The organism is Vibrio sp. A1-1, from assembly GCF_021728175.1.
In the GTDB taxonomy this organism is placed as follows: domain Bacteria; phylum Pseudomonadota; class Gammaproteobacteria; order Enterobacterales; family Vibrionaceae; genus Vibrio; species Vibrio diabolicus.
The window spans coordinates 61,445-74,800 of sequence record NZ_JAKKCL010000017.1; the positions used below are offsets into that span (position 1 = coordinate 61,445).

General features: G+C 45.7%; 14 protein-coding genes. 1 reads left to right on the top strand and 13 read right to left on the bottom strand.

Features of this window, described 5'->3' with window-relative positions; all coding sequences use genetic code 11:
* Positions 1 to 39: 39 nt before the first annotated feature.
* From fdx to trmJ, 8 genes are all read right to left on the bottom strand, one after another.
* Positions 40 to 378 (bottom strand): ISC system 2Fe-2S type ferredoxin, encoded by a 339-nt coding sequence (gene fdx / locus L3V30_RS19950; RefSeq protein ID WP_005391548.1) that lies wholly within the window; start codon positions 376 to 378, stop codon positions 40 to 42.
* Between the two features lie 13 nt (positions 379 to 391).
* Positions 392 to 2,245, bottom strand: coding sequence for a Fe-S protein assembly chaperone HscA (gene hscA, locus L3V30_RS19955; RefSeq protein ID WP_237309642.1), 1,854 nt, complete (start codon positions 2,243 to 2,245; stop codon positions 392 to 394).
* Between the two features lie 21 nt (positions 2,246 to 2,266).
* Positions 2,267 to 2,782: a co-chaperone HscB gene (gene hscB / locus L3V30_RS19960; RefSeq protein WP_012842113.1), complete on the bottom strand. Its 516-nt coding sequence runs from the start codon at positions 2,780 to 2,782 to the stop codon at positions 2,267 to 2,269.
* Between the two features lie 55 nt (positions 2,783 to 2,837).
* Entirely contained in the window at positions 2,838 to 3,161 is a 324-nt protein-coding gene (gene iscA / locus L3V30_RS19965; RefSeq protein WP_005391554.1) for an iron-sulfur cluster assembly protein IscA, read from the bottom strand.
* A 70-nt stretch (positions 3,162 to 3,231) separates the two neighbouring features.
* Positions 3,232 to 3,615, bottom strand: coding sequence for a Fe-S cluster assembly scaffold IscU (gene iscU, locus L3V30_RS19970; RefSeq protein ID WP_005381718.1), 384 nt, complete (start codon positions 3,613 to 3,615; stop codon positions 3,232 to 3,234).
* A gap of 38 nt (positions 3,616 to 3,653) precedes the next feature.
* Positions 3,654 to 4,868 carry an IscS subfamily cysteine desulfurase gene (locus tag L3V30_RS19975; RefSeq protein ID WP_005391556.1) on the bottom strand — a complete coding sequence of 405 codons (1,215 nt, stop codon included), beginning with the start codon at positions 4,866 to 4,868 and terminating at the stop codon, positions 3,654 to 3,656.
* Positions 4,869 to 4,896: 28 nt separating this feature from the next.
* Positions 4,897 to 5,403 (bottom strand): Fe-S cluster assembly transcriptional regulator IscR, encoded by a 507-nt coding sequence (iscR, locus tag L3V30_RS19980; RefSeq protein WP_005381720.1) that lies wholly within the window; start codon positions 5,401 to 5,403, stop codon positions 4,897 to 4,899.
* 125 nt (positions 5,404 to 5,528) lie between these two features.
* Positions 5,529 to 6,248: a tRNA (cytosine(32)/uridine(32)-2'-O)-methyltransferase TrmJ gene (gene trmJ / locus L3V30_RS19985; protein WP_109170042.1), complete on the bottom strand. Its 720-nt coding sequence runs from the start codon at positions 6,246 to 6,248 to the stop codon at positions 5,529 to 5,531.
* Positions 6,249 to 6,479: 231 nt separating this feature from the next.
* On the opposite strand from trmJ, the gene suhB reads away from it, so the two are divergent.
* A complete protein-coding gene (suhB, locus tag L3V30_RS19990) occupies positions 6,480 to 7,283 on the top strand; it encodes an inositol-1-monophosphatase (RefSeq protein WP_237309643.1) in 804 nt (267 codons plus the stop codon).
* Positions 7,284 to 7,493: 210 nt separating this feature from the next.
* On the opposite strand, the gene secF is transcribed toward suhB, so the two are convergent.
* From secF to queA, 5 genes are all read right to left on the bottom strand, one after another.
* Positions 7,494 to 8,441, bottom strand: coding sequence for a protein translocase subunit SecF (secF, locus tag L3V30_RS19995; protein ID WP_005391572.1), 948 nt, complete (start codon positions 8,439 to 8,441; stop codon positions 7,494 to 7,496).
* Between the two features lie 14 nt (positions 8,442 to 8,455).
* Complete coding sequence (gene secD / locus L3V30_RS20000; protein ID WP_006741889.1) at positions 8,456 to 10,312, bottom strand: protein translocase subunit SecD; 1,857 nt, start codon at positions 10,310 to 10,312, stop codon at positions 8,456 to 8,458.
* Positions 10,313 to 10,333: 21 nt separating this feature from the next.
* Entirely contained in the window at positions 10,334 to 10,663 is a 330-nt protein-coding gene (yajC, locus tag L3V30_RS20005; protein ID WP_005381725.1) for a preprotein translocase subunit YajC, read from the bottom strand.
* Positions 10,664 to 10,829: 166 nt separating this feature from the next.
* Positions 10,830 to 11,978, bottom strand: coding sequence for a tRNA guanosine(34) transglycosylase Tgt (tgt, locus tag L3V30_RS20010; protein ID WP_005391577.1), 1,149 nt, complete (start codon positions 11,976 to 11,978; stop codon positions 10,830 to 10,832).
* Between the two features lie 150 nt (positions 11,979 to 12,128).
* Positions 12,129 to 13,181: a tRNA preQ1(34) S-adenosylmethionine ribosyltransferase-isomerase QueA gene (gene queA / locus L3V30_RS20015; RefSeq protein WP_074190944.1), complete on the bottom strand. Its 1,053-nt coding sequence runs from the start codon at positions 13,179 to 13,181 to the stop codon at positions 12,129 to 12,131.
* Positions 13,182 to 13,356 lie beyond the last annotated feature (175 nt).

Here is a 13,356-nt window from a genome sequence, read left to right on the forward strand (position 1 = left end):
ATCTTCCTTTTGCTTCTTCCCTATATTGGGAAGATAGTTTTAGTGATCTTCTGAAGCGTGGTTTAGCGTGTACTTAGGAATTTCTACTACTAAGTCTTCATCCGCAATTTTCGCCTGACACCCTAGACGTGATTCAGGCTCTAGACCCCACGCTTTATCCAGCATGTCGTCTTCCAGCTCTTCACTTTCTTCTAGCGAATCAAAACCTTCACGGATGATCACGTGGCAGGTGGTACAAGCACATGATTTTTCACACGCATGTTCAATACCGATACCATTTTTTAGCGCTACGTCCAGAACGGTTTCACCAGTGTTTGCTTCCAACACTGCGCCTTCTGGGCACAAATCGTCGTGTGGTAATACAATAATCTTAGGCATAACTACTTATCTCTTATATATCGTCTACTGATTGACCTGACAGCGCAGCTCGAATCGATTTATCCATACGGCGCGATGCGAAATCTTGGCTCGCTTTATCGGTATCTTTAATGCCTTGCTCAATCGCATCTGCATCATCACCATTACGCAGCTCAATCAAGGCTTCGATGGCTTTTATCAGGTCTTGTTTCTCTTGTTCTGATAGTAGTTCGTCACCATCAGCTTGCATGGCTGCAATCAAGCCTTCTATCACACGGTCGGCCTCAACACGCTGCTCAGCTAGCGCACGAGCTTGCATGTCTTCTTTAGCGTGAGTCATTGAATCACGCAGCATATCCGCCACTTCATTATCGCTTAACCCGTAAGAAGGTTTTACTTGAATCTCTGACTGAACACCGGTGCTCTTTTCCATTGCCGTAACAGAAAGAAGACCGTCAGCGTCAACTTGGTAAGTCACACGAATATGTGCCGCACCCGCCGCCATCGGTGGAATGCCTTTCAATGAGAAACGAGCCAGTGAACGACAATCATCAACCATTTCACGTTCACCTTGTACCACATGAACACTCATGGCCGTTTGGCCATCTTTGAATGTGGTAAATTCTTGCGCACGCGCAACAGGAATCGTGGTATTGCGAGGGATGATCTTCTCAACCAAACCACCCATGGTTTCAATACCAAGCGACAGTGGGATCACGTCAAGAAGTAACATTTCTGAATCAGGCTTGTTACCCGCTAGAATGTCGGCTTGGATACCCGCGCCGATTGCGACAACTTCATCAGGATTAATGCTTGTTAGCGGTGTGCGGCCAAAAAACTCGCCTACCATTTCACGAACCAGCAATGTGCGTGTTGAACCACCAACCATGACAACTTCGAGTACTTCGTCTGCATTAACATCAGCATCTTTTAATGCACGACGACAAGACATTAGTGTTTTCTTCACTAATGGGCGAATCAGATCTTCGAACTGCTCACGAGTAACGGTGTCCTTCCAGCCAAACACGTCAACATCAACGCTGTCTTGCTCAGAGAAAGCAATCTTAGTCGCAGTAGCAATGTTCAGTAGCGTACGGTTTTTTTCAGCAGAAAGTGGGGCTTCGAGACCCGCTTGCTCCATTAGGTAATCCGCTAACAGATGGTCAAAGTCATCACCGCCTAAGGCAGAATCGCCACCTGTTGCTAATACTTCAAATACGCCTTTCGATAAACGTAGGATAGAGATATCAAAAGTACCGCCACCTAGATCGTAAACCGCAATCACACCTTCTTGGCCTGAGTCTAGGCCATAAGCAATTGCCGCGGCGGTTGGTTCGTTAAGCAGACGGAGAACATGAAGACCAGCTAATTTCGCGGCGTCTTTCGTACCTGCACGCTGAGCATCATCAAAGTAAGCAGGAACAGTGATCACAACACCCGCTAACTCACCACCTAACGTTTCTTCTGCTCGCTTACCTAGCGCTTTTAGAATGTCCGCAGATACTTCAATCGGGTTTTTGTCACCTTGAGGCGTTTGCAGGATCGGAAGACCATTTTCACTCTCTCGAAAACGATAAGGAAGTGAAGAGTAACGGGACTGGATGTCCTTTAATGAACGACCGATCAAACGTTTTACAGAGATAATAGTGTTCTCGGGTTCAAGCTCTGCTTTGGCTTTGGCTTCGTGGCCAACCGTTAACGTTTCCTCAGTGTAATTAACGACTGAAGGTAAAATAGTACGGCCCTGCTCGTCCGCAAGTGGAGTTGCATCGCCGCTACGTACAGAAGCAACCAAAGAGTTGGTAGTACCTAAGTCGATACCCGCTGCTAACTTATGCTCATGAGGTGCCGAGCTTTGGCCCGGTTCTGCGATTTGAAGTAGTGCCATGATAGGTCCTTGTCACGCTAACTAGCCGAGGAGTTTATCTTCGACTAGTTCAATTTCGTTCTTTAGTTTGGCAATGAATTTTAGCTTACGAACTCGGTCTGCGGCTTCAGCCCAAAGACCATCATCAAGCTCCTGTTCGACGCTTGCCAGATGCTGTTTGTACATTTTGCTGACCTTAGAATCGAAGTCAAAAAGCGCCGATTCAGGATCGGTGCTGTCAGCAATTTCTTCCAGTTCTTCGCGCAGCTCCATTTGCTCCATTAAGAACATTGGATCTTGCATTGTCTGCTGTTCACCTCGGATCTCAACTCCCTGCTCTGCGAGGATGTACTCGGCACGGGAGATAGGATTTTTCAGAACTTGATAGGCATCGTTGATTTGCGCTGCCTTTTGCACCGCCATCAAACGGTCACGTTCAGATCCCGTTGCAAAGTTATCCGGGTGGAAGCGTTTTTGTAGTTCTCGGAACTGAGAAGAAAGAAGGCTACCATCCAGCTTAAACTGACTTGGTAGCCCAAATAATTCAAAGTGATTCATTAAGTTCGGGTCCTAGTAAAGCCTTCCGGACTCGCTTGCCCAGAAGGACAATCAATTAGACGTTGAAGCTTTCACCACAACCACATTCACTTTTCGCGTTAGGGTTGTTGAATTCAAAACCTTCATTCAACCCTTCTTTCACGTAATCCAATTCGGTACCGTCTAGGTACACTAAGCTTTTTTTGTCGATGATAATTTTCACTCCAGAGAGTTCAAAAACTTCATCTTCTTCGTTAAGCTCATCAACAAACTCAAGTACATATGCCATGCCTGAACAACCAGTCGTCTTCACTCCAAGACGTAAACCGATACCTTTGCCTCGGTTATCTAGGAATGCTCTTACGCGACTTGCCGCTGATTCTGTCATTGTGATGGCCATACTGCACCTTAGTCTGTCTAAATTTCGATTGGAATGGGAGCGTCAAAGCTCCCATTATATTACGGAATAATTATTCTTGGTGTTTTTTCTTGTAGTCTGCAACCGCTGCTTTGATTGCATCTTCAGCAAGAATTGAACAGTGAACTTTCACTGGTGGAAGCTCTAGCTCTTCAGCAATTTCAGAGTTTTTAATTGCTGCTGCTTCATCAACTGACTTGCCTTTTACCCACTCAGTTACTAGTGAGCTTGATGCGATTGCACTACCACAACCGTATGTTTTGAACTTCGCATCTTCGATGATACCTTCAGGTGTCACTTTGATTTGAAGCTTCATTACGTCACCACAAGCTGGAGCGCCAACCATGCCGCTACCTACTGATGGGTCTTCTTTATCGAATGAACCAACGTTACGTGGGTTCTCGTAGTGATCAATTACTTTTTCGCTGTATGCCATGATAAATTACCTCGAATCCTCTATTTCAATCCCTGAGATTAATGGTGAGCCCATTCAACAGTGCTCAAATCAATCCCTTCTTTGTACATATCCCATAGAGGAGACATGTCGCGTAGCTTAGTCACTGCAACGCGGATTTGTTCAATTGCGTAATCAATTTCTTCTTCAGTCGTGAAACGACCAAACGAGAAACGAACCGAGCTGTGAGCCAATTCATCATCCATGCCTAGGGCACGAAGAACGTAAGAAGGCTCAAGACTTGCAGACGTACAAGCACTACCAGAAGATACCGCTAGATCTTTAAGCGACATTAGTAGTGATTCACCTTCTACGAATGCGAAGCTGATGTTTAGGTTGTGTGGTACACGTTGCTCAAGGTCACCGTTTACCGTCACTGCTTCTAAGTCTTTCACGCCATCAAAAAGACGGTTACGAAGCGCTAAAGCGTGATCGTAATCTTTTTGCATGTCTTCTTTTGCAATGCGGAATGCTTCACCCATACCAACGATTTGGTGGGTAGGAAGTGTACCAGAGCGGAAACCACGCTCATGGCCGCCACCGTGCATTTGCGCTTCAAGACGAATACGAGGCTTACGACGAACGTAAAGTGCACCGATGCCTTTAGGGCCATAAACTTTGTGAGCAGAAAGCGAAATTAGGTCAACTTTCATCTCTTGAACGTCGATTGGTAATTTACCTGCAGATTGCGCTGCATCCACGTGGAAAACAATTTTACGCTCACGACACAATTCGCCGATCGCAGTAATGTCTTGAACCACACCAATCTCGTTGTTTACGTGCATAATAGACACAAGCACAGTGTCATCACGCATTGCCGCTTTAAGCTTCTCTAGATCGATCAAGCCATTTGATTCTGGCTCAAGGTAAGTCACTTCAAAGCCTTCACGCTCAAGTTGACGACATGGGTCAAGAACGGCTTTGTGCTCTGTTTTACAAGTGATTACGTGCTTGCCTTTCTTCGAGTAAAAGTGCGCTGCACCTTTAATAGCAAGGTTGTCTGATTCTGTCGCACCAGATGTAAATACGATTTCGCGAGGATCTGCATTTAGAAGGTCAGCAATTTGCTCACGAGCAGTATCGACCGCTTCTTCTGCCTGCCAGCCGTAACGGTGCGAACGCGACGCTGGGTTGCCAAATGTGCCATCCATTGTCATGTACTGAACCATTTTTTCAGCAACACGTGGATCAACTGGACATGTAGCGGAATAATCAAGATAAATCGGCAGTTTCATTCTCTACTCCAATGTAAAAAGCTGACCGCTAAGAGCGGACGTTTACACCGATGGGCGCGGCGGTTGTATTTTTGTTTGATAGCCCATGGGTTACCGCCAGATCAATGTCCTGACGATCAGAAATTTCGAGGACTTCATTGTCTGTCATCAACTCACCAAGAGTGATGTTATTCAAGAAGTCACTAATGCGAGAGCTTAAGTCGCGCCATAGCGTGTGAGTAAGGCAACGTGTTCCGCCTTGGCAATCTCCTTTGCCCTGGCATTTGGTTGCATCGACTGACTCATCAACGGCTGCAATCACGGTACCAATAGCGATACTGTGTGCGTCGGCACCAAGTCGGTAACCACCACCAGGACCACGAACGCTGGCAACGAGACCTGCTTTACGCAATTTTGAAAATAGCTGCTCTAAGTAAGAGAGCGAGATCCCCTGACGCTCTGAGATGTCAGCAAGAGGTACAGGGTTTTGTTGCGAATGCAGTGCCACATCCAGCATGGCTGTCACCGCATATCTTCCTTTAGATGTAAGTTTCATACCACACCGTATCCACATGGTTTGTAATGGTTAAGATTTTTCCATACCTGAGTAATTTGGTCAAGTATTTATTTGACCATTTTACTCAGGTATTCATCCTTACACCTAAAGTGGTTATTCTTTACTCAGAGCTTTTTTTCTATCGAGGTCAAAATGCCGCGTAGAATATTGAGCTCCTGGGTTTCTGGCCGAGCACGAGAGAACAAGCGACGCAATTTATTCATCACCTGCCCTGGTTGCTCTTTATTGATAAACTGGGTCTCAACCATCACCTTTTCAAGATGCTCGAAGAACATTTCGAGCTCTCTATGACGTGGGTACTCTTCCGGCTCATTTGGGGCAAACTGGCTTTGCTCTAAGTCCAAATGCGCAACTCGTACTTCGTAACTCAGAGTTTGTACAGCCATCGCTAGGTTAAGCGAGCTATATTCAGGGTTAGCAGGAATGCAAACATGGTAGTGACACCTTTGCAGCTCTTCGTTTGTTAGACCAGTTCTTTCACGACCAAACACGAGCGCGACAGGATGTTTTCTACCCTCAACCGCAAATTTCTCACCACATTCACGTGGCTCAAGCATTGGCCATTCTAATGTACGAGAGCGAGCACTGGAGCCCACCACAAGGCTGCAATCTTCAACCGCTTCTTCTAGTGTACTGACAACCTTTGCATTTTGAGCAATATCACCAGCCCCCGCAGCCAAAGCAAGAGTTTGTTCATCCACTTCACATTGTGGATCGACTAATACTAGTTGGCTTAAACCCATCACTTTCATAGCTCGAGCTGCTGAGCCAATATTGCCTGAATGAGAGGTACCTACGAGTACAATTTTTACTTGATCCAACATCTGTGTTTGCTACCTAAATTAAAACCGCAGAATGTTACCATAGTTTTTTAACACACCCTAGGACGAAGCAGGCCTCTCTTCTCATTCTTGGTCATTGTTCTCGTTCGCCTCAAGCTAAATACAATAAAACCACTGACTTTAGAACAAAAAATAACCACTTCCCTTTTTACTGATCTCTGGTATACTCGCCGCCGCTTTCATTTGTTCTTTAACATCCGTTGGGAAATTCGTATGCATCCAATGCTAAACATTGCTATTCGCGCTGCGCGAAAGGCAGGCAATCATATTGCTAAATCATTAGAAAACACTGATAAAGTAGAATCTACTCTTAAAGGCACTAATGACTTTGTCACTAATGTAGATAAAGAAGCAGAATACATCATCATCGATACTATCAAGCAGTCTTACCCTGAGCACTGTATCGTTGCTGAAGAACAAGGTCTTATCGAAGGTAAAGATAAAGACGTACAATGGATCATCGACCCACTGGATGGCACCACTAACTTTGTAAAAGGTTACCCACACTTCGCGGTTTCTATCGCTGTTCGTATCAAAGGCAAAACTGAAGTTGCTTGTGTTTACGATCCAATGCAAAACGAGCTATTCACTGCACAACGTGGTGCAGGCGCTCAACTAAACAGTGCGCGTATCCGTGTTGCTCAACTAAAAGACCTTCAAGGTACTGTTCTAGCTACTGGTTTCCCATTCAAACAGAAACAACACGCTGAGTCTTACATCAAGATCGTTGGTGCGCTATTCACTGAATGTGCTGATTTCCGTCGTAGCGGCTCTGCTGCTCTTGACCTATGTTACGTGGCTGCTGGCCGTGTTGATGGTTACTTCGAGCTAGGTCTAAAACCTTGGGATATGGCAGCAGGTGAGCTTATTGCTCGTGAAGCTGGCTCAATCCTAACTGACTTTGCTGGCGGCACTGAGTACATGAAGTCTGGTAACATTGTTGCTTCAAGCGCTCGTGGCGTAAAATCTATCCTTAAGCACATCCGCGAAAACGGTAACAGCGCGATCCTTAAGTAAGATTTGAAAGTCATATTTAGCCCGTCACGCTGATGACTTTAGAAAGCCCCACTCAATGAGCGGGGCTTTTTTGTATCTACTGAACCGTATCTACTTAGCTGTAATGTAAGGCTCTCCATACTGTGAGGTTCTGCAAGCATACGGCTCGATTCAGATACAAAAAAAACCGCTGATTGCTCAGCGGTTTTTGTTTTCGATTCTCAACCTGCCTTATGGCATTTCGTCGAACTCTGCGCCTTCTTTTTCTACTTGAGGTGGCATCAAGTGCTCTTTCTGGATGCCCAGTTTTAGCGCTAGTGCTGATGCTACGTAGATAGAAGAGTAAGTACCTACAGTGATACCAAGTAGAAGTGCGGTTGCGAAGCCGTGAATCATCGCACCACCCTGCATGAACAGTGCAATTACCACGAACAATGTTGTACCCGAGGTAATCAACGTACGGCTCAACGTTTGGGTGATTGAAGCGTCCATGATATCGGCTGGCTCACCTTTACGCATCTTGCGGAAGTTTTCACGGATACGGTCAAACACAACGATGGTATCGTTGAGCGAGTAACCGACTACCGTTAATAGTGCTGCGACGATGGTTAGGTCAACTTCTATTTGTAGGAATGAGAAAACACCTAACGTGATAATGATATCGTGAGCCAATGCCATAACCGCACCAGCCGCTAGACGCCATTCAAATCGCATCGAGACATAAAGCAGGATACAGATCAGCGACACGAGGATCGCTAGACCGCCAGCTTCTGTTAGCTCATCACCAACGTTAGGACCTACGAATTCAATACGACGCATTTCTACGCTTTCGCCAGTACCATCTTTGATAGCACCAATGATTTGGTTGCCCAGCGTTTCACCAGAAACGTCGTCACGTGGACGAAGACGAACCATTACTTCACGAGCACTACCGAAGTTTTGTACTGTCGCATCACCAAAACCTTTCGCATCTAAAGCGGTTCGGATTTTTTCAAGGTTCGCAGGTTTTTCAAAGCCAACTTCAATTAGCGTACCGCCAGTGAAGTCTAGGCCCCAATTTAGCCACTTAGTTGACAAAGTGAAGATAGAAGCAGCAATCATAAAGATTGAAAAAACGAATGCTACTTTCGACCAACGCATAAAGCCGATCGTCTTCTCTGCTTTTAGAATTTGAAACATATTAATTCCCAGCCTTAGATCGACAATTTATCAACGCGTTTGCCACCGTAAATCAGGTTCACGATACAACGTGTACCAATAATGGCGGTGAACATTGAAGTTAAGATACCGATAGATAGAGTAACCGCGAAACCTTTCACTGCACCAGTACCGACTGCAAATAGGATAATTGCAGTAATCAGTGTCGTGATGTTCGCATCGGCAATCGTACTGAATGCATTCGCGTAACCTTGGTGAATCGCTTGTTGTGGACTACGCCCATCACGAAGCTCTTCACGGATACGCTCGAAGATCAGTACGTTCGCATCAACCGCCATACCGACCGTTAACACGATACCGGCAATCCCCGGAAGCGTCATGGTAGCGCCTGGAATCATCGACATAACACCAATGATCAACACTAAGTTAGCCATTAGAGCGATGTTGGCAATCAAGCCAAAGCCACGGTAGTAAAGCAGTGTAAACAGCATTACCGCAACCATACCCCAGATACACGCTTGGATACCCATATCGATGTTTTGCTGGCCCATTGATGGACCAATAGTACGCTCTTCAACGATAGAGATAGGTGCGATCAGTGCACCAGCACGTAATAGAAGTGCAAGGTTGTGCGCTTCAGCTGCAGAGTCTATACCCGTGATACGGAAGTTACGTCCAAGAGCCGATTGAATCGTCGCTTGGTTGATGACTTCTTCATGCTTATCTAGGATGACTTTGCCTTCTGGCGTACGACGACCACTGTCTTTGTACTCAGCAAACACGGTAGCCATTAGCTTACCGATGTTCTTCTTAGAGAACGCTGACATCTTGTTACCACCTTCGCTGTCTAGCGAGATGTTAACTTGTGGACGACCGTATTCATCGACACTTGAGCTTGCATCCGTAATGCTTTGACCACCAAGAATAACACGCTTCTTAAGCACAACCGGACGACCGTCTCGGTCCATTTTGATTTCACTGCCTGCTGGCGCACGACCATTTGCCGCCGCTGATAGGTCAGCTTTATCGTCAACTTCACGGAATTCTAGCGTTGCAGTCGCACCTAGAATCTCTTTTGCACGAGCAGTATCTTGAACACCAGGAAGCTCAACAACAATTCGACTTGCACCTTGACGTTGAACGAGAGGCTCTGCAACACCTAGCTCGTTTACACGGTTACGTAAAATCGTAATGTTTTGCTCAACAGCGTAGTTACGGATCTCTTGTAAACGTTGCTCGGTAAAGGTCGCAGTAAGAGCGTAACGGCCATTTGAATCAGATTCGACAAAGAGCATGTCCGGGTGATTCTTTTCTAGCATTGCTTTCGCTTCTGCTAATTGCTCTTCGTTACGTAGCAGAACCTCTACCGCTTCTTTGCCAGAAGGGCGGATAGCACGATAACGAATTTTTGCCTCACGAAGTTCGCTACGGAAAGCTTCTTCTTGCTGACCAACGAGCTTTTCCATCGCAGCGTCCATGTCTACTTCCATTAAGAAGTGGACACCACCACGAAGGTCAAGACCCAGCTTTAATGGTGACGCGCCAATCGCTTCTAGCCAATCGGGTGTAGAAGGAGCAAGGTTAAGTGCAACAATTGTGTCTTTGCCAAGCGCTTCGCTGATGACATCACGAGCACTGATTTGCGTGTCAGTGTCGTTAAAACGAACAAGAATTGATCCATTCTCGAGAGCAATGGATTTATGAGAGAGTTGCTCTTTATCAAGAGCAGTAGTGACAGCATCCAGCGTTGACATATCTACAGAGGCGCCACGCGCCCCTGTAACTTGAATAGCCGGATCTTCACCGTAGATATTTGGAAGTGCGTATAACGCAGCGGTGATGATGGCAAAAAATACCATCAAGTACTTCCATAATGGATAACGGTTTAGCACAGCGAGGATCCTTTAGCTGTTTTATAGAGACTTAAGCGTACCTTTTGGCAACACTGCAGTGATGAAGTCTTTCTTGATTACCACTTCATTGTTCGCGTTAAGCTCGATTGAAATGTAGTCATTGTCTTCAGCAATCTTAGTGATTTTACCCACTAGGCCACCGCTAGTTAGAACTTCGTCGCCTTTGCCCATAGAAGCCATTAGGTTCTTGTGCTCTTTTACACGTTTCGCTTGTGGGCGGTAAATCATGAAGTAAAAGATCACTGCGAACATGCCAAGCATGATTAGCATTTCAAAACCACCGCCTGCTGGCGCGCCTTCTGCTGCTGCGTGAGCCTGAGAAATAAACATTAAAACATCCTCATTATATTTTATTGATAATCCAACAAGTTGGGCTTTCGCATTTTAGATTCAAGTCTGAGAGTAACTAATAGCGATCACTCTCTCAAAAATAACGTGCGTTAGCCTACTTTATTAGCAAAAGCCTCTGGCGACATGCCAAAGGCTTTAATTCTTTTTAGTCCGTCAATGACTGTTCTTTTGCTAGTGGTGGCACTTCACGGCCACGACGCTCATAGAACTCGGTAACAAACTCATCAAAACGATCTTCATCAATCGCTTTACGAATACTTTCCATCAGACGCTGGTAGTAGCGTAGGTTGTGGATCGTATTTAGACGAGCACCTAGAATTTCATTACAACGCTCTAAGTGATGAAGGTACGATTTACTGTAGTTTTGACAAGTGTAACAGTCACAGTGCGGATCCAACGGGGTTGTATCCGTTTTATGTTTCGCATTACGGATCTTGATCACACCACCAGTCACAAACAGGTGACCATTACGCGCGTTACGCGTTGGCATTACACAGTCAAACATGTCGATACCGCGGCGAACACCTTCAACCAAGTCCTCTGGTTTACCCACGCCCATTAGGTAGCGAGGTTTGTCTTCTGGAAGCTGCGGACAAGTGTGCTCAAGAATACGGTGCATATCTTCTTTAGGCTCGCCTACTGCCAAGCCACCAACCGCGTAACCGTCAAAACCGATTTCAGTTAGACCCTTTACCGACACATCACGTAGATCTTCGTAAACACCACCTTGAACAATACCAAACAGGTTGTTCGGGTTTTCTAGCTTCTCGAAGTGATCACGTGAGCGCTGTGCCCAACGTAGTGACATTTCCATCGATTTCTTCGCTTCATCGTGTGTCGCTGGGTATGGCGTACACTCGTCAAAAATCATGACGATGTCAGAACCTAGGTCTTTTTGAATTTCCATCGACTTTTCTGCGTCCATGAAAATCTTGTCACCATTAACTGGGTTACGGAAGTGCACACCCTCTTCGGTAATAGTACGCATCTTGCCAAGGCTGAATACTTGGAAGCCGCCTGAATCAGTAAGAATAGGACCGTGCCAGTTCATAAAATCATGCAAGTCGCCGTGCATTTTCATGACTTCTTGACCTGGACGCAGCCAAAGGTGGAAGGTGTTACCTAGTAGGATTTCTGCGCCCGTACCTTTCACTTCTTCTGGCGTCATGCCTTTAACCGTACCGTAAGTACCAACTGGCATAAACGCTGGGGTTTGAACAGTGCCACGTTCGAAAGTCAGTTGACCACGACGCGCATTGCCGTTTTTCTTCTTAAGATCGAATTTTAATTTCACGATGCCTCCGGGAGTCAGAGAAACAGTCTGACTGAGTGTTTAGGGCTCTACCCTACTTTAAGGAGCGGTCGCTTTTCCTTGCGAGAGATAAAGCAGAGGTTCTGCTCTATTTCCTAGCTTACTGCTAGCACTCGTAAATCTTATTTTTTACTAAATCGTTTTCTTCTTGATGAACATTGAATCACCATATGAGAAAAAGCGATATTTGTTTTCTACCGCATGCTTGTAAGCATTCATGGTGTTCTCATAACCTGCAAATGCACTCACCAACATGATCAGTGTTGATTCTGGCAAGTGGAAATTGGTAATCAAGCAATCCACAAGCTGATATTCGTAGCCAGGGAAAATAAAGATTTCTGTATCACCAAAGAATGGGACCAACTCAGTCCCTTTTTTCAATGCGTCTTGCGCAGCGCTTTCAAGTGAGCGCACCGATGTTGTACCAACAGCAATAATTCGTCCACCTCGCGCTTTCGTCGCTTTAATTGCTTCGACGACTTCTTGCGGTACTTCTACGTACTCAGCGTGCATATGGTGATCGTTGATGTTTTCTACTTTTACTGGCTGGAATGTACCCGCACCAACGTGCAAAGTGACGTAAGCAAACTCTGCGCCTTTCGCTTTGATTTGCTCTAGTAGAACATCATCAAAATGAAGACCCGCGGTCGGCGCCGCTACTGCGCCTGGCTTCTGATTATATACGGTTTGGTAACGCTCTTTATCTGCATCTTCATCAGGACGGTCAATGTAAGGAGGAAGCGGCATGTGGCCGATTTCTTCCAAAATTTCTAGTACCGTCTTATCAGCGTTAAATTTCAGTTCAAATAGAGCGTCATGACGCGCCACCATTTCTGCTGAGTATTCATCATTCTCGCCAACAATGATGGTTGTACCTGGTTTTGGAGATTTAGAGCAACGAACGTGCGCGAGGATGCTTTTCTCGTCAAGCATGCGCTCCACCAGCACCTCTAGCTTACCGCCCGACTCTTTACGACCAAAAAGACGAGCAGGTATAACACGAGTATTATTAAACACCACTAGATCACCGGGTTGAACTTGGCCCAATACATCAGTAAATGTGCCATCAATTAGCTCTCCGGTATTGCCGTCCATTTGTAATAGTCGGCTAGCGGTACGCTCTGGCTGAGGGTAACGAGCGATAAGTTCATCTGGAAGGTCGAAATGGAAATCTGATACTTGCATGTTACTTGTCTTATATATTGGTCAAATCACGTCTAGGACGACGATAAAATTGCGACGAGTTTTTCGCAGCAGACTAGTATATGTTTACATGCTGCAATAGCAAGCAAATCCCCAGAATATCACTGTAAAAGCCATGATGAAGAGTGTAATAAAACGTGAAAAACCGCGATCACTT

Coding starts and splice junctions, on each gene's coding strand:
- iscU (WP_005381718.1), bottom strand. CDS start 3,615: ATGGCATACAGCGAAAAAGTAATTGATCACTACGAGAACCCACGTAAC.
- queA (WP_074190944.1), bottom strand. CDS start 13,181: ATGCAAGTATCAGATTTCCATTTCGACCTTCCAGATGAACTTATCGCT.
- secF (WP_005391572.1), bottom strand. CDS start 8,441: ATGTTTCAAATTCTAAAAGCAGAGAAGACGATCGGCTTTATGCGTTGG.
- trmJ (WP_109170042.1), bottom strand. CDS start 6,248: ATGTTGGATCAAGTAAAAATTGTACTCGTAGGTACCTCTCATTCAGGC.
- hscB (WP_012842113.1), bottom strand. CDS start 2,782: ATGAATCACTTTGAATTATTTGGGCTACCAAGTCAGTTTAAGCTGGAT.
- iscA (WP_005391554.1), bottom strand. CDS start 3,161: ATGGCCATCACAATGACAGAATCAGCGGCAAGTCGCGTAAGAGCATTC.
- fdx (WP_005391548.1), bottom strand. CDS start 378: ATGCCTAAGATTATTGTATTACCACACGACGATTTGTGCCCAGAAGGC.
- suhB (WP_237309643.1), top strand. CDS start 6,480: ATGCATCCAATGCTAAACATTGCTATTCGCGCTGCGCGAAAGGCAGGC.
- hscA (WP_237309642.1), bottom strand. CDS start 2,245: ATGGCACTACTTCAAATCGCAGAACCGGGCCAAAGCTCGGCACCTCAT.
- L3V30_RS19975 (WP_005391556.1), bottom strand. CDS start 4,868: ATGAAACTGCCGATTTATCTTGATTATTCCGCTACATGTCCAGTTGAT.
- yajC (WP_005381725.1), bottom strand. CDS start 10,663: ATGTTTATTTCTCAGGCTCACGCAGCAGCAGAAGGCGCGCCAGCAGGC.
- iscR (WP_005381720.1), bottom strand. CDS start 5,403: ATGAAACTTACATCTAAAGGAAGATATGCGGTGACAGCCATGCTGGAT.